The organism is Spirochaetae bacterium HGW-Spirochaetae-1, from assembly GCA_002839375.1.
GTDB lineage: Bacteria > Spirochaetota > UBA4802 > UBA4802 > UBA5550 > PGXY01.
Map to the genome: position 1 here is coordinate 424,638 of PGXY01000007.1, position 20,466 is coordinate 445,103.

General features: G+C 47.5%; 18 protein-coding genes. 8 read left to right on the forward strand and 10 right to left on the reverse strand.

The window, feature by feature from the left end; genetic code table 11:
• Positions 1-76: 76 nt before the first annotated feature.
• Positions 77-319, reverse strand: a complete 243-nt coding sequence (rpsU, locus tag CVV44_15395) for a 30S ribosomal protein S21 (protein ID PKL37724.1) — start codon at positions 317-319, stop codon at positions 77-79.
• A 113-nt stretch (positions 320-432) separates the two neighbouring features.
• Entirely contained in the window at positions 433-3,261 is a 2,829-nt protein-coding gene (locus tag CVV44_15400) for a hypothetical protein (GenBank protein ID PKL37725.1), read from the reverse strand.
• 245 nt (positions 3,262-3,506) lie between these two features.
• Between CVV44_15400 and CVV44_15405 the strand changes: the two genes are divergently transcribed.
• Entirely contained in the window at positions 3,507-5,840 is a 2,334-nt protein-coding gene (locus CVV44_15405) for a hypothetical protein (protein ID PKL37726.1), read from the forward strand.
• A gap of 40 nt (positions 5,841-5,880) precedes the next feature.
• On the opposite strand, the gene panB is transcribed toward CVV44_15405, so the two are convergent.
• The 3 genes from panB to CVV44_15420 are packed head-to-tail and all read right to left on the reverse strand — an operon-like array spanning position 5,881 to position 7,957.
• Positions 5,881-6,681, reverse strand: a complete 801-nt coding sequence (gene panB / locus CVV44_15410; GenBank protein ID PKL37727.1) for a 3-methyl-2-oxobutanoate hydroxymethyltransferase — start codon at positions 6,679-6,681, stop codon at positions 5,881-5,883.
• Entirely contained in the window at positions 6,659-7,126 is a 468-nt protein-coding gene (gene folK / locus CVV44_15415) for a 2-amino-4-hydroxy-6-hydroxymethyldihydropteridine diphosphokinase (protein PKL37728.1), read from the reverse strand. Before folK ends, panB begins: the two co-directional genes overlap by 23 nt.
• Positions 7,127-7,957, reverse strand: a complete 831-nt coding sequence (locus CVV44_15420) for a DNA replication protein DnaC (GenBank protein ID PKL37729.1) — start codon at positions 7,955-7,957, stop codon at positions 7,127-7,129.
• Between the two features lie 228 nt (positions 7,958-8,185).
• Between CVV44_15420 and CVV44_15425 the strand changes: the two genes are divergently transcribed.
• Entirely contained in the window at positions 8,186-9,040 is an 855-nt protein-coding gene (locus CVV44_15425) for a hypothetical protein (protein PKL37730.1), read from the forward strand.
• An 82-nt stretch (positions 9,041-9,122) separates the two neighbouring features.
• Here CVV44_15425 and CVV44_15430 read toward each other — a convergent pair whose 3' ends face one another.
• Both CVV44_15430 and CVV44_15435 read right to left on the reverse strand, forming a co-directional pair.
• A complete protein-coding gene (locus tag CVV44_15430; GenBank protein ID PKL37731.1) occupies positions 9,123-10,253 on the reverse strand; it encodes a hypothetical protein in 1,131 nt (376 codons plus the stop codon).
• Entirely contained in the window at positions 10,240-11,946 is a 1,707-nt protein-coding gene (locus CVV44_15435) for a glutamate decarboxylase (protein PKL37732.1), read from the reverse strand. The genes CVV44_15430 and CVV44_15435 overlap by 14 nt, the downstream gene beginning before the upstream one ends.
• Before the next feature lie 444 nt (positions 11,947-12,390).
• Between CVV44_15435 and CVV44_15440 the strand changes: the two genes are divergently transcribed.
• The 3 genes from CVV44_15440 (at position 12,391) to CVV44_15450 (ending at position 14,711) form a co-directional block, all read left to right on the forward strand.
• Complete coding sequence (locus CVV44_15440) at positions 12,391-12,705, forward strand: hypothetical protein (protein ID PKL37733.1); 315 nt, start codon at positions 12,391-12,393, stop codon at positions 12,703-12,705.
• A 105-nt stretch (positions 12,706-12,810) separates the two neighbouring features.
• Positions 12,811-13,098 carry an ArsR family transcriptional regulator gene (locus CVV44_15445; GenBank protein PKL37734.1) on the forward strand — a complete coding sequence of 96 codons (288 nt, stop codon included), beginning with the start codon at positions 12,811-12,813 and terminating at the stop codon, positions 13,096-13,098.
• Positions 13,095-14,711: a hypothetical protein gene (locus CVV44_15450; GenBank protein ID PKL37735.1), complete on the forward strand. Its 1,617-nt coding sequence runs from the start codon at positions 13,095-13,097 to the stop codon at positions 14,709-14,711. The genes CVV44_15445 and CVV44_15450 overlap by 4 nt, the downstream gene beginning before the upstream one ends.
• 3 nt (positions 14,712-14,714) lie before the next feature.
• Here CVV44_15450 and CVV44_15455 read toward each other — a convergent pair whose 3' ends face one another.
• Together CVV44_15455 and CVV44_15460 are read right to left on the reverse strand one after the other, a co-directional pair.
• Positions 14,715-15,530, reverse strand: coding sequence for a hypothetical protein (locus CVV44_15455; protein ID PKL37736.1), 816 nt, complete (start codon positions 15,528-15,530; stop codon positions 14,715-14,717).
• Complete coding sequence (locus CVV44_15460) at positions 15,531-16,511, reverse strand: UDP-N-acetylenolpyruvoylglucosamine reductase (GenBank protein ID PKL37737.1); 981 nt, start codon at positions 16,509-16,511, stop codon at positions 15,531-15,533.
• A 280-nt stretch (positions 16,512-16,791) separates the two neighbouring features.
• On the opposite strand from CVV44_15460, the gene CVV44_15465 reads away from it, so the two are divergent.
• From CVV44_15465 to CVV44_15475, 3 genes are all read left to right on the forward strand, one after another.
• On the forward strand, positions 16,792-17,310 hold the full coding sequence (locus CVV44_15465; protein PKL37738.1) for a hypothetical protein: 519 nt from the start codon (positions 16,792-16,794) through the stop codon (positions 17,308-17,310).
• A 75-nt stretch (positions 17,311-17,385) separates the two neighbouring features.
• Positions 17,386-18,837 carry a cysteine--tRNA ligase gene (locus CVV44_15470; protein PKL37739.1) on the forward strand — a complete coding sequence of 484 codons (1,452 nt, stop codon included), beginning with the start codon at positions 17,386-17,388 and terminating at the stop codon, positions 18,835-18,837.
• Positions 18,819-19,574 carry a 23S rRNA (guanosine(2251)-2'-O)-methyltransferase RlmB gene (locus tag CVV44_15475; GenBank protein ID PKL37740.1) on the forward strand — a complete coding sequence of 252 codons (756 nt, stop codon included), beginning with the start codon at positions 18,819-18,821 and terminating at the stop codon, positions 19,572-19,574. Before CVV44_15470 ends, CVV44_15475 begins: the two co-directional genes overlap by 19 nt.
• Here CVV44_15475 and CVV44_15480 read toward each other — a convergent pair.
• Positions 19,568-20,350: a hypothetical protein gene (locus tag CVV44_15480; GenBank protein ID PKL37741.1), complete on the reverse strand. Its 783-nt coding sequence runs from the start codon at positions 20,348-20,350 to the stop codon at positions 19,568-19,570. The two genes, CVV44_15475 and CVV44_15480, sit on opposite strands and share 7 nt — an antisense overlap.
• Between the last annotated feature and the right edge of the window lie 116 nt (positions 20,351-20,466).

A 20,466-nucleotide genomic window follows, 5' to 3' on the forward strand; every position in this document is an offset into this window, starting at 1 on the left:
CATCGTTTGATGTCGCTGACCCTTATTCAAGTAAATTATTTTTTTCGATTACATTTAAACTTCTCATCAGCAGGTCTTACATACCCGGTCCTCTTTGAACCTTTTTAGTCCTGCTTTGCTGAGCCGCCATTCTTCTCATCTTTTTCAGTCTGCGTCTTTCAGCTTCCTCTTTTTTCCGCTTTTTTTCTACGCTGGGTTTCTCGTAGTATCTTCGCCTTTTGAGTTCTTTGAAAATACCTTCAAAAGCCATCTTCTTTTTAAGATTCTTAAAGGCTTTCTCGATATCGCCATTTACCTCAACTTCGAGGGGACTGGTCATTGGTAATCACATCCTTTTTTATTAATTTTGTAAGTACAATGGAAATTAGAGATAATTTTTTGTCAATGCTAAAACATTAATCCCTCAAATATCTTTATTCCATCAGAATTACTTTATTTCCCTACATATTCATCATTCTTAAAGCGTCCCTTGGCTATCTCATCACCATAGGTGTTATACAGGGTACCCTGCCCGTTGGCCCTGTTATCGCGATATTCGCCCACATATTTCTGGCCATCGGGCCAGGTGTATGTACCGATTCCGTGCCTCTTCCCATCCTTAAAATCACCCACATATACAGAGCCCGTGGCCCAGGTCAGAGTACCCTTCCCCTCCGGCTTGCCGTTTTTAAAATCACCGTTGTATTTCTGACCGTTGGGCCAGGAAAAGGAACCGACACCATGAGGCCGACCATCAAGCACATACCCCTCATATTTCCTGTTATCAAACCATGTTATGGCTCCTTTGCCGTTGGGGCTCCCCTTCTTAAACTCGCCCACATAACGCTCTCCATCGGGCCATACCTGTACACCCTTTCCCTCGATCTCGTTATTTTTAAAATCACCGGAATACTTTTTACCGTCCCGCCAGGTCATAGTCCCGGTTCCATGCATGTTTCCCCGGTCGAAATCCCCTTCATATCGACGTCCGTCCTTCCAGGTCATGATCCCTTTTCCGTTGGGTACCCTGTCCTTTAAATCTCCTGAGTATTCCGTACCATCGGGCCAGATAAGAATTCCCGGGCTGGCCGGCTCCCCATCGACAAAATTGCCCTTGTAGCTTTTACCATCGGACCAGGTGAGCATGCCCTGCCCGTGAGGAACACCGTTTTTGAACGAACCGGTATAGGATCGGCCGTCCTTCCATTTCATGGTGCCCGTACCGGAGGGTACACCATCCTCAAACACGCCAGTATAGGTCCTTCCATCGGTCCACACAATGGTCCCCTTTCCCGACGGTTTGCCCTCCTTGAATTCACCGACATACCGGGTGCCATCTTTCCATTTCATGACACCCTCACCATGAGGCTCGCCATTGAGGTACTGGCCGGAATAAGTTCTGCCGTCACTCCAACGCATAACACCCTTTCTGTCCGGTTCACCGTTTAAAAAATTTCCCGTATAACTGCGGCCGTCTTTCCAGGTCATGGTCCCGTTTCCATGGGGAACGCCGTTTTTAAACAACCCGGTGAACCGGCGACCATCCTTCCAGGTCATAGTCCCTTTGCCCTCGGGCAGCCCTTCCTTGAAATTTCCCGTGTATGTCTTTCCATCCAGCCATGTCATTCTTCCTACACCCTGGGGCTCACCGTTAAAAAATGTGCCGGTATAGGTGCGTCCATCACTATAAGTCAGCGTTCCCTTGCCTTCAGGTTTTCCGTTTTTAAATTGTCCGGTATAAACCGTTCCATCGGGTTTCTCCAGGGTTCCCGAACCATGGGGTTTGCCGTGCATGAACTCACCTGAATATTTCGATTTGTCGGCAAAAATTTTAACTCCCCTGCCATGAGGTTCTCCATTGAGAAAGTCCCCTTCATACCGTGATCCATCGGCCGACTCAAGCACGCCTTTCCCGCCGGGCAAACCGTTTTTCACCGCACCGGTATATTTGGAGCCGTCCTTATAGACAAATGTTCCCGTTCCATGGGGTTTCCCGTCCTTAAACTGCCCGATATAGCGGGTCCCGTCGGCATAGGTAATGGTGCCGGATCCGTCGGGCTTCCCTTTTTTAAATTCACCCGTATAAGCGGTACCGTCTTTATATGTTATAGTCCCCGTTCCTTCGGGAACGCCATTTTTAAAATCGCCTTCATACACGGACCCGTCGGCATGGGTCAGCTTCCCTTTTCCATCGGGAATATTATCCTTAAAGGTTCCCACATACTGTGATCCATCGGGGCTTATCCGCTCTCCTTTTCCGGTAAGCTTCCCATTGACAAAAGTTCCGGAGAGCACCGTACCATCGGCAAGAGTGAAAGTTCCTACTCCGTGGGGAAGACCGTTGCGAAATTCGCCCTTATAGGAGTCGCCGTTTTTCCAGGTAATTTCACCGGAGCCGTGGGGTTTACCTCTTTCAAGCTCCCCCGTATAGACACTGCCGTCTCTCATTTTTATCGTACCACTGGGCCGCCCGTTATGAAACGTCCCCTCGTAACTGGAACCGTCGGAATATACCTGTTTGCCCGTTCCATGGGGTTTCCCGTCCTTAAACTGCCCGGTATAGCGGGTCCCGTCGGGTGCTGTCATGGTGCCGCTTCCCTGCAACTCCCCGTTTATGAATGTCCCGACCAGAACAGTCCCGTCAGGCATGGTCTTTGTGCCGCTGCCATAGGGAACACCGTTTTTGAATTCGCCTGTATATTTTGATCCGTCAGGATAGGTGAGCACCCCTCTGCCGTGGGGAACACCATTGATGAAATCCCCCTCGTAAACAGAGCCGTCTTTTTTTGTCAGGACGCCCTTGCCATAAGGAAGGCCGTCTGCAAATTCACCGGTATAGATGGAACCATCGGGATTATATTGAGTTCCCATGCCATGTGGCCTTCCATCCCTGAATTCACCTACATATTTTGTGCCGTCGGGCAGTATTCTCGTCCCATGACCATGGGGTTTTCCGTCCTCGAAATCACCCTCATAAACAGTACCCACGGGAAGCGTGAGTTTCCCCTTGCCATGAGGTTTCCCATCTTTAAAATTGCCCACATAAACCGACCCGTCGGGCATAATCATTTTACCATATCCATCGGGTACATCGCCGCGGAGCTGACCCGCGTACTTTGATCCATCGGGGAGAACCTTCATCTTCTCACCGTCCTGGGTCGTTTTACATGACAAGGACAGCAGAAAAAGTAAACAGACCAGAATAATGATAACCGGTGAATTTTTTTTCATTAACATCGACCTCTGTAATTTATGGTTTTTATTGATAATTATCGAAGACACGTATTTGCAGATTCCTTCTTGACCTTACCTCTATTAAAATATTTGTCAAGATATATGCTCCAAATTCTCTAATTATTTTTTAATTGACTGGGGTAACAACTTCATTTACTCTCAGATTATATGCGGCCTGGTATGCAACCGGACTACGCCGGAAGCATTTCCGCCCCCTTCGGCGGTAAATATCACCACCGGTTCGCAGCTGATCCATAACTTTGACATATCCCCAATTACACCGGAGTAAAATCATGATGAATGCCGAGCAGAAAAACGGGCAGAAAATAACAAAACCAAAAAAAAAGATGAAACTCAAAGTAAAAATCACAGGATTGAAAAACAGTTTCATCGCCTATTTTTTTGAAGACAGTATTGGAAGCAGGGCATATAATAAATACCTCTCCAGGCTGATAACCGTCGTAAAGGTTTTCTTCATATCTACTCGCAAATTCCTGGCCGATGAATGTCTCACCAAGGCTTCATCAATAACCTATACTATTATTGTTTCATTGGTGCCCACGCTCACGGTGGTACTCACCTTCTATTCGATTTTCTCAGGGGTGGGCGATAAAAAGGAAGATCTTTTTAAAAATATTTCCCTCTTTATGCTTGAGCACAATATAAAACTTAACATTGACTTCCTTTTCGCAGCCATCTCGGACCTGATCGAGAACGCGGAAGCAATCGGAGGCATCAGCGCCGCCATCATGATTTTTTCTGCAACAGCCATGCTCAGATCTCTGGAGAAAAGCCTTAACGACATCTGGAAAATAAAAAAGCAGCGTCCCCTGGTTCTGAAAGTAGTATATTACTGGGCGGCCCTGACCCTGGGACCGGTAATGCTCATTGCCGGCACGACCGTTGCCGCCCAGGTTTCCGAACTCTTCTCGGCACCCCACTGCCGTTCAGCCTCTTTCGACGACGCCGGCAACATCTGGACGACGGGAACAAAGGCAAGAATACAGTACTCGCCGACACAAAAACTACAGCTGACTACAATCACCGATGACAAAATAGATTTTGACAACCAGAAGGCCTATCAATTCATCGCCGGTGAGAAAGTATTCAAACAGCAGGAACTGGGAATAGACATACTGGAATACAAAAAAATCAGGTTCAACGATATCCAGTTCATTGACAACGAGGGATGGATAGTCGGCAGCCAGGGGATTGTCATGCACACGGCGAATGGGGGAAAGACCTGGAGCCTTCGAAAATGGGGCGTTTTTTCCATTAACGACATACACATGCTGGACATACGCCGCGGCTTCATGGCATCGGATAATGGAATAATACTTGAAACGGAAGACGGCGGTAAAACATGGAAGGTCCTGGAGTGGGAAGGCGTTGTTAATAATTTTTCATCAATCAGCTTTTTCAACAACAGGGGAATAATAACGGGGAGCGGTGGTATCATTCTTTACACGGCCGATGCCGGTAAAAAATGGCAGCTCATGAATATCAAGGAGGCCCGCCGCAAGGACAGGCCCATTAATTTAAACAGCGCGTTTTTCGTCAATGAAAACGTCATATGGCTCATGGGGAACGAGGGGGTGATGCTGAAAAGCACCGATGGCGGTAAAAGCTGGAAAAACCTGAAGTTCAAGGAAATAAATTACCATTACTGCTACTTCTTCAATGAAAAAGAGGGGATGGTCGTGGGGACCAAGGGAACCGTGACAACCACCGTCGACGGCGGTGAAAACTGGGTAGTTAACGAACTGCCCACATACCAGATTAACAAACTGATCCACCGGCAGGGCCTGTTCTGCGCCGTAGGTGACAACGGCATGATAATGCTGTCAAAGGACCGGGGAAAAACCTGGAACGGCACGGAAGGAAAAAGCATCATTGCGTTCCTCATTAATTTCCTGGCCCCCTTTATCATCATCTGGCTCTTGTTCTTCCTGTGCTACCTCACCCTTCCCAACACAAAAATACCGGTTAAGGACGCAATGCTCGGGTCAGCCTTCACCGGAGCAGTCTGGGTAATATTCATCCTGTCCTTCATCGTATATGTCAAGGCATTCGCCCGGGGAACCTTTGCCGTATACGGCGCCCTGGCGTCGATCCCTCTTTTCCTTCTCATGATCTATGCCTCGGCAGTCATCATCCTCTACGGTGCCGAGGTGTCATACACGCTCATGCATCCCGAAACATACCGGGATCTGAAACGGGCCTTAAAGGGAAAAGTCGAGACACATGTCTATTACGGCATCGCCATTCTGCACCATATATATGAAAAATTCGAAAGCGGCAAGGGGGCGGCGAGTTTCAACGAAATACTGAAGGTATGCTCCAACAACACGGAAGAGGTGGATTTATTCCTCGCCATGTTTGTCAGGGACGGCATCATTGTTCAGAAAGACGAAACGGAATATATTCCGGCTAACGCCTCGGAGAATATCCTGCTTGCCAATATCATCGACAATATACACGACATCAGCCTGCATATCCCTGGAGCAAATAGAAAATCGCCACTCAGGGATTACCTGGAAACCATGTTTAAAAATATGAAAGATAGCAGAAGCAAGGTTCTTGGAACCACGACACTGAAAGACGTCATTTCGCACAGCAAGGGTTAGAGAGTATCCCCCCCGGTATGTGACAGCGCTGCCGGGGTTTTCACTTGAATATGTTTTTCTCATCGGGGAAGAGACGTTCCTTTACTTCCCTGCTGTAGTCATTGACGGCATTGGTTATAGTGACGGAAAGATCGGCGTACTTTTTCAGGAATTTAGGATAGAATTCCTGTTCAATGCCGAGCATGTCGTTGACGACCAGGACCTGGCCGTCGCAGTAACGACCGGCACCGATACCGATTGTGGGGATGGAAATACTCTCCGATATCTCTTTTGCCAGTTCCTCGGGAACCATTTCCAGCACCAGGGAAAAAGCCCCTGCCTCTTCCAGTATTTTCGCATCTTCAAGGATCATCTTTCTCTTCTCCTCGTCACGTCCCTGGACCGAGTATCCCCCCAGCTTGTGTACCGACTGCGGCGTGAGCCCCAGGTGTCCCATTACGGGTATGGAGGCCCTCACCAGGGCCTCGACGACGCCACGGAAATCGCTACCCCCCTCAAGCTTGACCGCATTGGCGCCGGTCTTCTTCATGAGATTCCCGGCATTACGCAGAGAATCCTCTATGGAGACATGATAGCTCATGAAAGGAAGGTCCGATACGAGAAACTTGGATGGAGCGCCTCGCCTCACTATTTCGGTATGATAAATCATCTGCTCCATGGTCACGGGAATGGTACTGGTGTATCCGGCGACGACATTGCCAAGGGAGTCACCGACAAGAATAACGTCCAGGTCGGTTTTTTCCATGATCCGGGCGAAAGCGTAATCGTAACAGGTCAGCATGGATATGGGTGTGCCTTCTTTTTTGAATTTTTTAAAATCATTTATGTTTTTCAGTGCCATACCGTACCTCGCTGATTTTTTTCTGTGTCACCGGATCGACAAGCCCGGGATCGAGTTCCAGAAGCTGGTCCATCACAAATACTCTCCTTAACATCTCCCCGTGAGGGATGGTAAGGCTCCCCGTCTTCATTACCAGGGACCCGTAAAGAATAATATCAAGATCGATGATTCGGGGCCCTTTGGGAACGGATTCTTTTCTGCCCATATCCTGCTCAATATTTTTCAATAAGGCAAGCAATTTTTCCGGCTCATAGGCGGTCTCCACCATGACCATCTGGTTAAGAAAAAAGGGCTGATCAGTATAGTCCACGGGTTCCGTTTCCAGGACCCCGCTCACTACCTTGATCCGCATTCCCCGGTCTTCCCTGATTTTCGAAAGGGCCGTGGAGAGATTCCGTTCTCGGTCTCCCAGGTTGGTCCCCAGGCCGATATATACGTCCGTCATTTACAGGCTGTTCCTGAAATCCTCGCCGCTCAGTTCAAGGATATGACACATTTCTTTTATGCGGGAAAGAATCCTTCCCTCGGAGAGCTCCTTGAATGCCTTGAGGGGATTGAGATTGGACGTAAACACGGTGAATTTTTCCGCTTCGTAGCGGGCATCCACCAGGTTGTACAGAGTTTCCTGCTCCCAGGGCGAATCGCGCTGAACGCCGAAATCATCGATGACCAGGATATCGACCTCCTGGACTTCCTTCTCGATCTGGCTCGACTGGCCGTAGGTTTCCGACGCCTCATGAAAGGTGGCTTTAAGCCGGTTGAAAAAATTGCGCGATATTTTCACAAAACGTCCCTCCACGGCGTGCCTGGCAATGATTTCGGTCAGCATAATGGAGGAAAGCAGGGTTTTTCCCGTACCGGGATTCCCCCAGAGAAATAGTCCCTTGCGCACATCGGGAAAGTTCCTGACGATCTCATAGGCGGCATTTTTAGCTTCATTCCCCAGCCTGTTCCGGGAGGCATCAAAATCACCGAGAAACTTCCACTGGAATTTCCTGTCTATGCCGGACCGATTGTATATTTTTTTGATCTTTTCTATGCGCATCCTGGCCTCGCGGCAGGAACAGTCCTGTATCTTTCCATTATCAATATAATAATAGGGCTCCTGCCCGCCGCAGCGGCATCCCGGTATGACACAACGGGGACAGGGCAGCAGGGGCTCCTCGCCCAGTTCCAGGTAATGGGCATGATGAACAATGCCATTGAATTCACAATAGGAGCATTTTTTAATTTCACCTTTTCCGGTTGCCTGATCAGTATTCATAATTGTATCCATATCCGCAGGATTTGCAGTAATTTCATATGAATAAACCTGATAAAATTGATGTCAACAAAATAAAAAGGTATTATTATACTTATTAGACAGGGAGACTTGCTTCTCTCATGAAAACGCTAAAAATTCACCCCGTGAAACCGGGCAAAAGAGAAAATGAATCAATTTTACAAGCCCCTCTGCCGATAAAATATAGTGAACAATACCACGTTTTAAATAAAGGGGATACTAATGAAATCAAAAATTAAAAATACAACAGCACTCTTTATTGGCCTTTTTCTCATGCTTTGTACGGTGACGGCCCTGGTGGCGCAGCAGGCTCCGGCAGGAGACAAAACAGACCCGGCAAAGGAAGGGAAAATTCAGCCCGATGATACGGGATGGAGAATACGCGATTTTCAACCCTATGTCAAGGCCATCGAGGAGCTGGAAAAGCTCAATAAGGAATATTCGGAAAACCTTTTAAAACTTTCCATTGATGAATATTCAACGGGACTGGACATCCTGGAAGATATGGAAAATGACCTGGTTAAAATCGTCGAGCAAAATAAGGGCAAAAAGAACCTGAATGAACGATGGTACTGGCAGGAAATCGACAGAAAAAACCAGGAACAGCGCCAGATTGCCATGAAAAAATATGAAGCGAAAATGAAGTCCGTTACCTATTTCACCAAATCGATTAATTTCCTGGATCAGGTTCAGAATGTGGAAGTAAAGAAGGACCCGAAATTCATCAATTTCCAGGCGCGCCTTTTCCAGGCCTATGTATCCAGCCAGTACGACCTGGCGAACATGAAGCCCTGCATTCCCATCCTGGAAAGATACCTTGCTCTATCGGAAAAAAACAAAAAGGACATATGGGCCTATAAATACCTGGCCAGCTGTTATGGGTACATGGAGGCTGTTCTGGCCAAGTACAAGCACGCAACAGAAGACCAGATCATGGAATACCGCAACAAGAAAAACAAGAGTATGCTCCAGGCCGTTGAGTTGAAATACGGCGTTGATTCGCCTCATTACAAACATATGCAGGAAGTCGTGCAATCCAACGAGAAAAAAAGTGAGAGAATCAACGACTTTAACTGATCCGCATATAATTTTTAATTTAAGCAAAAAAGCGGCGCTCAAGGGCCGCTTTTTTATTTCCTCTCAATAATACTCCAGACTTTTATTCCTTCATGACGCTCTGGCGGAATTGAAACTCCTGTCCGTCGAATTCCAGGGAAAGCCGTATGATCCTGTTTTCCGGAACAAATATCCTTACCGCCCCGGGCTGATATACATTGTTGGCGCGGTAATATTGTTTTTTCCATTTATCGAGCTCCCACCGCTCCACCTGGATAACATGGTATTCACCGGCTTCACACATGATTTTGAAGGATTTCACCACATGCTTCAATCCCGTCTCCGTCCTTCCCTCTTCACTGCCGTCGATAAAAATTTTATAAAAAACCATGGTTTCGGCATCAAGGGGCTTATCTGCGGGATTCACATCCAGGGCATCAAAGACAAGATTGTATTCATCGGGCACCTTCAGGCCCGATTCCCGGGAAAACTGATAGAGATTTTTCAGAAGGCGGATATCGACCAGTTCATTGCCGTCATCACCGCTTATCACGGCCATGCGCTCCCTGTAAACAGTACTTATGCGGAGCGCTCCCCTCATCATGAGGGGCACGGTCCCGCCATTAAAATTAAGACGGAGTGAATCACCGGCGTCCTCGATGAGAAGCAGTTTCCCCTGAACGGAACAGGCATCGACAATATTTTCTTTTTGTTCAACCCTGCCTTCATTAAGGCTGAACCGCATGAGAACTGACACGGAACTTTCTTCAGTCCCGTAAAGCACATAGGCGGCGTCATCCATAATAAATAATTTTTTTATTAAACATTCGTGTGGATCCAGGGGAAGCAATTTTTCATACACGGGAACGGTATCACCGCGATTTATGCAGCCTACATACCATGCGGAACTTTCCTCCGTCGGCAACGTCACGGTTTCAGTTTCCGCATTTTTATCAATTTTTTCTTTGCAGGCGGGCATACCAGCCTTGATATAATACACACGATACGGCGTCTCAAATATCTGCGCTACACGTCCTTTCACATCGATAATGGCGGCCCTGGCCGGATACAATCCCAGCAGAGATCCGTCACTTAACTGATAGGAGCTGATTTGCTCATCGGGGGAAGGAGGCATCGCCTCGTCTCCGGCCAGTACACGGCAAGGAATTGAAAGGAAGAAAATGACAATAAGAATTTCAACCCCGTACCGCCGCATAAGATCAAACTTTTTCAAGACGATGATAGAATTCCGATTTGTAGATTTTTATACCCAGCCTGTCCTGCTGGTCTACGATTTCCTTTAATATCTCCGGTGTTGTGAGCGGGTTGATTGTTATGGCCCGCAGTATGACGACATTTTGAGACAGATAGTAAGGTGAATCCAGCATTGTCCGCGAGACAAAACTCTCGTCTTCCTCGCGCAGTTCCTTGTGAAGCTCAATATTGAGATCGTTGAGAATATTATTTATCTTTCTGACAAGTTCTATCTCATGTCCGGCTTCCCCGTCAGGTTTCCCATTTATCTTCAGCATGAGAGATTCAAGCCTCTCACGGATCTTTTTCGGCACGAACCGGTAATTGTAAATAAACAGCTCGGGCTGGTTCATGGGCTCAAAATTGCAGTGCCGCTCCACCAGCCCCCTCAACGCCGAGGTCAGTTCAAAGGCGTGCTCAAAAAGGACTTTGAAGCCGTCCTTCCCGAAAATCTTAATCGTCGTCCAGGGCTTCAAGGCAGAAAAGGGACGGGAGCCCTCAATATTGAATCGTCCCAGGTCCACCGAATCGGGCCTGATGATATAGTTAGCAGTATGTTTCAGATTGTTCAGATCATCCTTCTTGCGAAACACCACGATACCCATAGCTACCGGTGAATAGAGAAGTTTGTGGGCGTCAACGGCGACTGAGTCGGCTCTTTCAATACCGTGAAAGAGATATCGGAATTCATCGACCATGAGAAGCGAACCGCCCCAGGCAGCATCAACATGAAAGTGGGTCTTATATTTCGTAGCTATCTTTCTTATTTCCTTGAGATTGTCAATGTTGCCCGTCTCCGTTGTCCCGGCAATTCCCACGATGCTGATTATTATAATTTTCTCCCTGCTATTCTCATTGTGTTTACGAATATCCTCACACACCTTTTCCAGGCTGTTGATGTCCATCTTGTTCCGTGAATCCACGGGAATTTTGATCACATTGTCGTCGCCGAGTCCAATGGTCCGTGCCACCTTATCAATGGAGTAATGTCCCCGCTTGGAAACAATAATCACGGCCTTGCTCACGCCATAATAGCGGTACGCTTCAGCTATGCCCGCCCTCCTGATACCGGGAAATCTCTCGTCGGCCGGAAAGGCCTTGTTGCGTGCCACAAGCAAAGCCGTCATGTTGGCCAGGGTTCCATCCAGTGTTATCGTCCCCAGGGCCACATCGCGATTCTGTATATGGGACTTGTAGTATTTGGGGTCCTTGTTATAGACAAGCCGATGCATCCACGCAATGAACTCGCGCTCCACGAAGGTGGATGCCTTTGCCGATTCCACCTTCACCTGGTTCTGGTTGAGAGCAGCAATTATCATTTCGAGAAGAATCATGAAATAGGGAATGGCACTGGTCATGTGGCCCACATAGTAGGGATTTCCCACTTTTACCGAATGGGCTATCATTTTATTTTTTATTTCAAAAAGGACGTCCTTTAGCAGATGAGGTTCCTGAGGGATGCTGATATCTGAAAAAAGTTTTGCCAGATCCGGGAGGGAAATGGCACTATGTATGCCGCCCTTTTCCTTGAAAAAGGAATGAATAAGATCCAGGAGTTCTGTTCCAAACTCAATAAATTTATCGGGTGAATCGGGCATTATAAAGAGCTTTCTGAGATGCTCCATATCAGCCCTGATTACAGGCCTTCTATCCTGCTTTTCAACGAGCTTCATCGCTTCTCCCGAATTTCTAGAACTCATGCCATGGATCCTGACTCTAAAATAGAAAATATTTCAGAAATAGCCTATCATTCATAATAACGAATAAAGTCGCATCCAGCAAGCTTTCTTTTTCAGATGATGAAACATTTGAAGAGAAGACGCCTGATTCATTATAATGAGTAATTCTATAACCTAACAAATGATTGTTAACCACTTAAAAACTATTCTTTCATTTTTCAAGTGATTTTTAACTCCAAACTAATGAATAATTCCGTCCGTCCGTATTCTAAAACTATTGCCTGAAATCTTTGCGATTTTTCTGGAATCTCGCAGGTGTTTTTTTCTTTAGCAAAACTCAATTTATAACGAAAATAAATACAGAGGGAGGAATACGCAGGAGGCTTACTTTCTCCCTTGTTTGTAAAAAAAACGCTAACAACAGGGATGTTAAACACTATGAATATGAAAATCCACAACACTAAAGAATGGCTGTTTCCCGAATCTATCAAATTTGAATCCGTAGCCGATTACATGCAGCATTTTGAACAGGTTGATACATCGGCACATATAACCTTTGATCTCAGCGACACTACAACAATCCATTCATCCTTCATCGGATTCCTGATTCACGTCAAACATATGACACAGCAGAACGGTGGAAAACTATCACTCGTGCTCTCATTTACTGCCGAGAGAATACTTATTATGCTGAATATTCTGGACTACTTTGCTCCGGAAATATCGACGCTGATCAACAGGAAAACCGCCTGATCATTTTAACGCAGGTGTGAAAAAACATTGACAAAAATTACAGCATTTCACAGAATACCTTAATACTTAATTGCTAAAACTTTTCACCTATAGAAGGTATTCCCAATGATGTTTTCAGATTGCCAGATCGATATAGCAACCGAGATATTGAAATCAATTGCGCACCCCATACGCCTGAAAATACTCTGCTTCCTGTTGGACGGCGAAAAAAATGTGGGCGAAATAGAACAGCAATTCGGATCAACCATCTCGAATATCTCCCAACACCTCACGGTGCTGCGCAAGGCAAACATAATCTTCCGCAGAAAAGAAGCAAATTTCATGTTTTACTCCCTGAAAGACACGAACATCTCCACTCTGATGGAAACCATAAAAGCAAATTTCTGTGAATGAATTCTTCATTATCCTTACGTCTCTTCTGCTTAACGTGCCTGATTGTTATTTTCATCGTCAGCCCCCTGACCGCTCGTGACCGCCTGGTTTACATCCGCGGCCTTTCAATCTACAATGAAAAAACACTGCTCCGATCCCTGGGGCTTAGTAAAAGAATCCCCGACTCCTATACCCCTTCCAGATTAATAAGGGAAATTAACTCATTCTACCGCGAGAAGGGATATATTCTGGTGAGGACTTACATCGTCGCCAAGAATGACACCTCACTCGAACTGTTTGTCGACGAGGGCCGACTGGGTAGAATAGTCTTTTACGATCTCAACACATACGATATGCTCAGGGTAAAATATGACTTTACCCTCAAAAATAAAATCTACAACAAACCGGAAGTTGATCATAATGTCAGCAGACTGAAGGAAAAATTCGATTTCTCCGACGTAAATATAAGAATCGTACCTGCTGAAAATTACGATAACTCCCTCTTCCAGATAGACCGGGACCTGAACATTCCCATATTGGGCAGAAACCAGATTGAATTTTTTGATAAAATCGGATACCGGTATAACATGGAGGTCTATGTAACAAAAAAAAAGGGACAGGGTTTTTCAACGGGGAAGAAAGACGGATTTGCCATAAAAGTGAAATCGGACGGTACACGCGGTTTAATGCCCATTTTCCGCTTTTACCAGCATGATGTGTTACAGCAGAAGGATTTTATCAACGCAGGTACATCCATGGGCCTCATGTATGGATGGGATTACAAATTCGACAGGCCTCCCCACATCACGTATCTGGCAGCCGACGCCGATTATCATTTCCCGCCCATGCTGATGAACTACTTCACTCCTCTTGCACGGGTGAATTACCTTACCTCCAATAACTCGAGGAAGGACCTGGGGATAGAGGAATTCCGGTACAGTAAAATAAAGGGATTGATCATACCCGGTCTCACCCTTCTGGAAAAACTGAAATTATACCTTGGAGCCGGCATTGAACTATCACACCTGTACAACAGTGTCAGCGATCCGTCGGCCACAGCACCCGTGATTTTCAACGATGAGAGATCAATGTATTACCTCATGGAATCGGAACTGAAGCTGGAACTGCTTCCGGACCGCATCGGAAGTCCCCTTAACAGAAGCTTCTCCATTTTATACGACCTGTACGGCGACCACCGGACATTCCACAAACTGCAGGTTGCCGCCCTGTTTGATTTCGCCTTTGAAAGAAATGATATTCTTGCCCTGGCATCGGAATATACGGGACTCTGGGGCAAGGTCCCTTACAGTTATGAACAGCCGGTCACGGATTCCGCATTCAAAGGATTTCAGAGACTTGATATTTATACCAATTCTGTCTGGTCCCTTTCGTCGGAATACCGTTTTTCCATTTACCGGGATTTCGTTTATCTGGGGATTTTTATCGATACCGTACTCTTCCAGGGAAGTGGATACGACTACAGCGGACTACAGTCCGGGCTGGCCGGCGGTATCTCCGGACGTTTTATTGTTCTGGACCAGTTCGAATGGACCGTCTACTACAGCCGGGACTGGCTTATAAAAGAAATGAAGAGTCAAAATAATTTTTATTTCAGATTCGTGAAAAAATGGTGACCCCTACCCTATTTCCAGAATTCCCTTTGTACTGAAATAACGCTCATTATTCCTCAGGTAGCAGAAGGCAACCAGATAGTTCGTATTTCCGAAACGGACAAATTCCCGTGGAAGAATATCGCGCTCCGTGACTTTTCCCTCGGAATCGCAATACCGTATATGAACACGCTTCCCCATGACGAAATTACTGCTGTAATACAAGGAGGCTGACTTTCTCCTGGGCAGCCTGGGCTTTACCAGTTCTCCATGAAACTTCAGTAAATGAGAGAGTCGCCACAAGGCCCGGGGATCAAGGTCCCGCATCACTCTCTTAAATATACCCATGGCCCCTCCTGCGTCGGAGAGGGCCCGATGGTGGCTGAGCGGAATATTGAGATAACCGCAGAGCGTGTCCAGTTTATGATTCAGTATATCGGGATAGGCATACCGGGCCAGCCTCACCGTGTCCAGCGCCAACATGCGGGGAAGCGGACGGTTATTGCTCCTGAATGCGCCGGCCAGGAAGGAAAGGTCAAAATCGGGATTATGGACGACCAGTATCGAGCCGCGCATAAATGTTTCAACATCATGAAGAAGATCGGCAATCACGGGTTGTGAGGCCACCATGCCATCGCTGATACCGTGTATCGCTTCGACCTTTTCAGGGATATCCATTTCTGGATTGACAAGCGTCTCGTATTTATCTTCTTCTCCGCCCATGGTAAACCGGATCATCCCGATTTCCACAATACGGTGAAATACCGGATTGGTCCCCGTTGTCTCCAGGTCCAGGGCGCAGAATTCCAGGTCGGATATTTTTTCCCCCTTGAGGGTGTTCATTTAAAATTCACCGATCATCCGTATTTCCGTTTCCAGTGATACGGCGTAGCGGGTCAGTACGGTTTCCTGTATCGATTCTATGAGCGTCTTGATATCCTTCGATGAGGCATTACCCCGGTTTATGACAAAGTTCGTATGTTTCTCCGAAACCATGGCACCGCCTATGCTTTTACCTTTCAGGCCTGCGCCGTCGACAAGCTGCCAGGAGCTGTGGCCCGCGGGATTCTTGAACACCGATCCGGCCGAGGGAAATTCGAGGGGATGCTTGCCCCGCCTGTCCTCCAGTATATCGGCAATTCTCTGCTTCAGAAGATGCGGATCATCACTGATGGGCAATCTAAAACTTCCACCCAGGATCAAGGTTCCCTTTTCTATTCTGAAAGTGCGGTAATCGGACATACCCCGGTTCACCTCCATGGCATGAAACTGTCCTGCTGCATCGACATATTCAACATGCACCAGTACATCGATAAAGGAACCCAGATTTGTCCCGGCGTTCATGACGATCCCCCCACCAATGCACCCGGGGATGCCGGTCATGAATTCCACACCGCCCAGGCCCTTCTCCAGGACGAAATCGATAAAGCGTTCCTTCAGGACCGGTGCATCGGCATAGACCAGGCCGTCGTCGCCAATCCCGATACGCCCCGGGCCGCTGAACTTTTCGCACAGCACAATGACCAGTCCCCGCACACCCCGATCGCCGACAAGCAGGTTGGATCCGCCGCCAATGACAGTCACAGGAATGGATTCACCGGCAGCGGCCCTGATCACTTCGCCGGCCAGTTTTGCATGACGGGGAATAACCAGTATATCGGCCGGACCTCCCGTTTTGAACGTGGTATATGAACTCATGGGCTCATTGATCCGGACAGTACCCAGTTCGCCCAGATGATCAAGCAGGTTCTTTTTTATAGTTATATTATCGTTCATGAGGATATTTCGCCTGCCGTACGCCGGTAAAAATAGTATAAAAGTCATTTCCGGCGGCCGTCACATTACTTTCAAGGTCATCCAACATTTTTGACACGGCTACTTTTCTGTCAATCATTATCAACGGAACCTCTATAAATCATACTATGGATGTTCCCTTGTGGCGCAACATTGGAAAAATCAGTTTCCCCCCATCTTGTTGATAATGAAAAACCTGATTTTTAGAGATACTATCAAATAAGCAGGTTTTATTGTTGAAATTTGGATTATACATGCCGAAATATTGATATAGAAGAGTTATATTCACAAATAACCGCCGTTTACAGCCATGAAAAAGACGACAAAAAAGACAATAATTCCCGATCTGACGGAATTTATCGACGAAGAGGGGAAAAAGTGGGTCCAGACATCTACCGATGACCTTTTTTCAATGAAGGAATTCAATGAGATACTTGAATCCATTGAAAAAGATAAGGATAAGGGCGAGATAGTCCTGGCGCGAATCAATTTCCAGAAAGTCAATAAAGAATACTATGAAACGGCCCTGGCCCTGAAAAGCAAACTGGATAAGCAGACGCAGGTTCTGCGCAAGGTGATCACGGAATCCACCAGGATAATCGACAGAAAGAATAAAAAGCTCAACGAGCTCATCGAGTATATTAAAAAGCTCCATTATTTTATAGCCAACCTCCAGGGCGGTGTACAAGACCTGGACAAGGTCAGCATCTTCACCAAGCCCGTCGAAGAGAAAAAGACCCCGGAACCGGAAATCCATACCTCAATCTACGAGGATGTTGAGGAGATCATCATCCCTCTGAAAGAGGACATCAACGGCAAGGTTTCATAAAAAACATTTGACAACCATATCCCCGTCCAAAGATTTAAGAGTGTCTGACAGTTTACCGCTTAAAAATAATGCTGAATGAGATGTCACCAGGAGGTTGTCGTGGCACTGAGAATACACAACACTTTGACGGGTATGACCGATGAACTGGTTCCCGGCGGCGTAAAAAAGGAGCGCATTGAGGATTATCCTCACGTCACTATATACTCTTGTGGTCCCACGGTGTACAGCTACGCCCATATCGGCAACTTCCGGACTTTTCTCTTCAATGACTTTCTCCGACGCTACCTCAAGTTCCGGGGATTCATGGTCGATCACGCCATGAATATAACCGATGTGGACGATAAAACCATCGCGGGGGCTGAGAACGAGGGTATCTCTCTGAAGGAGTACACGGAACGTTACACCGACATATTCTTCGAGGATCTGAAAACGCTGAACATTGAGATCGTTGAGTTCATCCCCCGTGCCACGGAATCCATTGATGCCATGGTGGACATAATTAAAAAACTCGACGAGAAGGGTCTGATCTACGAAAAGGACGGGTCCATATATTTCAGCATCTCCCGGTGGGATGGTTACGGTCGCTTAAGCCGCCTCGACTCCCGCGAGATCAAATCGGGACTGCGGTACGATACGGACGAATACGAAAAAGATGATGTACGGGATTTCGCCCTGTGGAAATCGGCAAAAGAAGGAGAAGTATGCTGGGATACACCTTACGGCAAGGGACGCCCCGGCTGGCATATCGAATGCAGTGCCATGATCAGGAACATCTTCGGAACCACCATTGATATTCATACCGGCGGTGTCGACCTTATATTTCCTCACCATGAAAATGAAATAGCTCAGAGCGAAGCGGCCTACGGCGAACTTTTCGTAAGACACTGGATCCATGCCGAACACCTCCTGGTTGACGGAACCAAGATGTCCAAATCAAAAGGCAATTTTTACACGCTCCGCGACCTCCTGGCAAAGGGTTTCTCCCCCCGCTCTATTCGGTATCTTCTGCTCTCGGCCCATTACAGAAAGCAGCTGAACTTCACCTTCGAGGGGATCGGCCAGGCCGACCAGGCCCTGGCCCGCATCGATAATTTTATCGTCCGTCTGAAGGACGTCAAAGGCGACGGGCCCCGATGCGCCGAACTGCCGGGTCTCATGGAAAAATTCATAGCCGATTTTATCGAAGGCGTCGATGATGACCTGAATATTTCCCGGGGACTGGGGGTCCTGTTCGAGTTTCTCCACGAGATGAACAGCCTTATCAACGAAGACAGGCTATCCCGCGACGACGCCGGAGCGCTTCTTGAGACACTGGCAAAAATAGACTCGGTACTCGGTGTCATCTTCTTCCCGGCTGCAGACGATGCCGTGGATGCGGAACGCATAGAGTCCCTCATCGCAGAACGAATTGCCGCTAAAAAGGCGAAAAATTTCCAGCGTGCCGATGAGATACGGACGATCCTCCTCGAAGAAGACATTATTCTGGAAGATACGAAAGACGGAACGCGGTGGAAAAGAAAGAACTGATCCTGGGCAGAAACCCCGTCATGGAATACCTGCGCACCCTGGCACCGGGAGCGGGCGGCCTTCTGCGCGTCTCGGACCACGCCCATGGCCGCATCATCGACGAAATAATGGGCGTAGCGAAAAAAAAGAATGTACCGGTCCGCCGTGAAAACAGGGAGTTTTTCTCATCCCTGGGTCCCTCGTCGGCTCATCAGGGCGTGGCACTGGAAGTCAGCCGGCAGGCAAAAAAACATGACGAATTGTCCCTTCTCGAGGATGCCATGGCGGCAAAGGGGGTCCTCGTGGCCCTGGACCAGATAACTGATCCCCATAACGCCGGAGCGATAATCCGCAGCGCCGAGGCCCTGGGGTGTCACGGTATTATTATGCCCGCGGCCCATACAACCGAAATAACCCCTGTCGTTATCAAGGCATCGGCGGGGGCCACGGCGTATATCCCCGTTATCACGGTAAGCAACCTGGCATCGTTCCTTGAGAAAGCGAAAAAAACGGGGTTCTGGATAATCGGTTCCACGGATCACGGCGACCGGGACCTGGACTCGCTGAAGAACACGCGGCCGGCTATTGTAGTCATCGGCAGCGAGGGTAGCGGTATGAGACGGCTCACCGAAGAAAAATGCGACTACACGGTGCGGATTCCCCTGAGGGGACGGGTATCATCGCTGAACGCCTCCGTGGCCGCCGGTATCATCCTGTATGAAATATTGAAAGAAACGCCGGAAAAAAACAATCACTGATCGCCGGAAGACTCATTGATGCGGGAATAATCAACATCCTCATCGAAACGCATCTCCGTGACCATCTGCAGTGTATTCCTGCCGTTATAGAGATGCTGCATATGCACCTCGGTGCACACCCTTGTATTGCCGACAACCCTGAACTCTTTACAGAGCATCTGCTTGAAGGGCGTGCTTTCATTCTTCTGGTAATAATCAATGCGGACCACGCTGTACTCTTTCATATCGACCCACATGACAAGCCGGGTATAGGCCGACCCGTCATACACGGGACGGAGACTCAGCACAAGACAGGGCACACCGCCCTCCTCCTCCATGCGAAGCGTCATTCCCGCATAATGGTCCCCCCATGAAAAAGAAGCCAGGTCTTCGTAGGTGAAATCCGATTCCATCACGTAAGCACTGCGGTTCACCGGCTGTATATCGCGTGTATCTTTTTTAAACGGAGAGGTGACGCTTATGGCATTCCCCTTCTTTTCAATATTGACGATAATTCCCTTGACCCAGGCAGGGGACAGGTAGTGATATATGCGTCGCTCGCCTTTATCAATGCAATACAGGTCTACATTGACGATTTTCTTTCTTCCCGACGGCTCTGTTATGATCTGCTTCAGGTTCTGGTAAATATTCCGTTTCTTTGATCCGTCGTCAATTTTATTCAGTACACTTTCGGCCGGTTCGAGATCCGCGGCAGTAATAGTTCCCGGCTCCAGAAAAACAAGAGAAAGACCCATGATATAGCAGCATAAACCTGTTTTCAGCATCGTTTCAATCATCCTTTTGTCCGTATGGGAGATTAATGCTATCAATACGGGCTCCCATAACGATTCACGTGAACTGATATAACAGTGACACCAAAAGCGCAAGCATAATTGCAATCTTTTATTGAGAT

What these genes read in the sequence shown, in the direction of transcription:
- rpsU (PKL37724.1), bottom strand. Translation starts at nt 319, where the DNA reads ATGACCAGTCCCCTCGAAGTTGAGGTAAATGGCGATATCGAGAAAGCC.
- CVV44_15405 (PKL37726.1), top strand. Translation starts at nt 3,507, where the DNA reads ATGATGAATGCCGAGCAGAAAAACGGGCAGAAAATAACAAAACCAAAA.
- panB (PKL37727.1), bottom strand. Translation starts at nt 6,681, where the DNA reads ATGGCACTGAAAAACATAAATGATTTTAAAAAATTCAAAAAAGAAGGC.
- folK (PKL37728.1), bottom strand. Translation starts at nt 7,126, where the DNA reads ATGACGGACGTATATATCGGCCTGGGGACCAACCTGGGAGACCGAGAA.
- CVV44_15420 (PKL37729.1), bottom strand. Translation starts at nt 7,957, where the DNA reads ATGGATACAATTATGAATACTGATCAGGCAACCGGAAAAGGTGAAATT.
- CVV44_15425 (PKL37730.1), top strand. Translation starts at nt 8,186, where the DNA reads ATGAAATCAAAAATTAAAAATACAACAGCACTCTTTATTGGCCTTTTT.
- CVV44_15435 (PKL37732.1), bottom strand. Translation starts at nt 11,946, where the DNA reads ATGAAGCTCGTTGAAAAGCAGGATAGAAGGCCTGTAATCAGGGCTGAT.
- CVV44_15440 (PKL37733.1), top strand. Translation starts at nt 12,391, where the DNA reads ATGAATATGAAAATCCACAACACTAAAGAATGGCTGTTTCCCGAATCT.
- CVV44_15445 (PKL37734.1), top strand. Translation starts at nt 12,811, where the DNA reads ATGATGTTTTCAGATTGCCAGATCGATATAGCAACCGAGATATTGAAA.
- CVV44_15450 (PKL37735.1), top strand. Translation starts at nt 13,095, where the DNA reads ATGAATTCTTCATTATCCTTACGTCTCTTCTGCTTAACGTGCCTGATT.
- CVV44_15455 (PKL37736.1), bottom strand. Translation starts at nt 15,530, where the DNA reads ATGAACACCCTCAAGGGGGAAAAAATATCCGACCTGGAATTCTGCGCC.
- CVV44_15460 (PKL37737.1), bottom strand. Translation starts at nt 16,511, where the DNA reads ATGACTTTTATACTATTTTTACCGGCGTACGGCAGGCGAAATATCCTC.
- CVV44_15465 (PKL37738.1), top strand. Translation starts at nt 16,792, where the DNA reads ATGAAAAAGACGACAAAAAAGACAATAATTCCCGATCTGACGGAATTT.
- CVV44_15470 (PKL37739.1), top strand. Translation starts at nt 17,386, where the DNA reads ATGAGATGTCACCAGGAGGTTGTCGTGGCACTGAGAATACACAACACT.
- CVV44_15480 (PKL37741.1), bottom strand. Translation starts at nt 20,350, where the DNA reads ATGATTGAAACGATGCTGAAAACAGGTTTATGCTGCTATATCATGGGT.